Source organism: Streptococcus mitis, assembly GCF_001074635.1.
GTDB lineage: Bacteria > Bacillota > Bacilli > Lactobacillales > Streptococcaceae > Streptococcus > Streptococcus mitis_E.
In genome coordinates this window covers 1-944 of record NZ_JUQO01000214.1, presented here as the reverse complement: position 1 = coordinate 944, position 944 = coordinate 1, and the positions used below count along the sequence as shown (strand labels likewise).

At 37.7% G+C, this 944-nt stretch carries 1 protein-coding gene; it reads right to left on the bottom strand.

What is annotated here, in order from left to right; genetic code table 11:
- Positions 1 to 333: 333 nt before the first annotated feature.
- Entirely contained in the window at positions 334 to 426 is a 93-nt protein-coding gene (locus ADI58_RS09080; protein ID WP_000969509.1) for a type I toxin-antitoxin system Fst family toxin, read from the bottom strand.
- Positions 427 to 944: the final 518 nt, after the last annotated feature.

Genomic DNA, 944 nt, shown 5'->3' with positions numbered 1-944 from the left:
CTCACCTCCTTTCGTAGGCGGTGTAGCAGTGCCGTATAATATTATACCACATAAATGTTAAACTCGGGAGGCACCCAATCAGGTGGAGTTTTTTGGCTCTATTTCAGGCTTTTGGGGACTATTCTAAAAATAGTTTTCCGATAATTTTTGCTTAATCTTGAAAAATTTATTGGACAGATTCTAAAGTTGGAGAAGCTGAATGGATGAGAATATAAAACTTTGACAAATTTTGTGAACTATGGGATAATAAAAGAGAATTAAGTATTGTGTCTATATCATAGGCTAGAAAAGACCCCAAGCTCACGTCCAAATAAGCTTGGGGTCTTTTTGACACTATTTGTCCTTGTTTAGCCATTTATCGACTAATCGAAGAACGACACCGACCACAATTGGTCCGATGATAGTTTTAAGTATTGTATCCATCATGGGCTAATTCACCTCCTTTCGCAGGCGGTGTAGCAGTGCCGTAAAATATTATATCACATAAGTGCTAAAAGTCGGGAGTCGCCTAATCAGGTGGAGTTTTTTGGCTCTATTTCAGGCTTTTGGAGACTATTCTAAAAATCATTTTTCGATATTTTTCGGTATTTTTCGGATTTTGGTCGGGGAATTGGCGGGGACTTTTTGAGATTTTGTCGGTGATTTTTTAGCGCATATGACTAAGAAATAGATCTGTTGTCGCTTCAGCAAGTTCAACCTCACTTTGAATTTAAGTGACTGTTAATTGAAGGACTAGAACTACTGTAATAATGCTCTTGGTTGTCAAGGAGTGAGTCATCATATTGTTGTACAGCGGTTAAAGCTTGAAAAGCCGCGAATATAAACCTTTGACAAATTTTGTGAACTATGGGATAATAAAAAGGAATTGAGTACTAGTTCTATATCATAGGCTAGAAAAGACCCCAAGCTCACGACCAAATAAGCTTGGGGTCTTTTTTGACACT

Excerpts from the sequence above, each read along its gene's own strand:
- ADI58_RS09080 (WP_000969509.1), bottom strand. The coding sequence starts at position 426 with ATGATGGATACAATACTTAAAACTATCATCGGACCAATTGTGGTCGGT.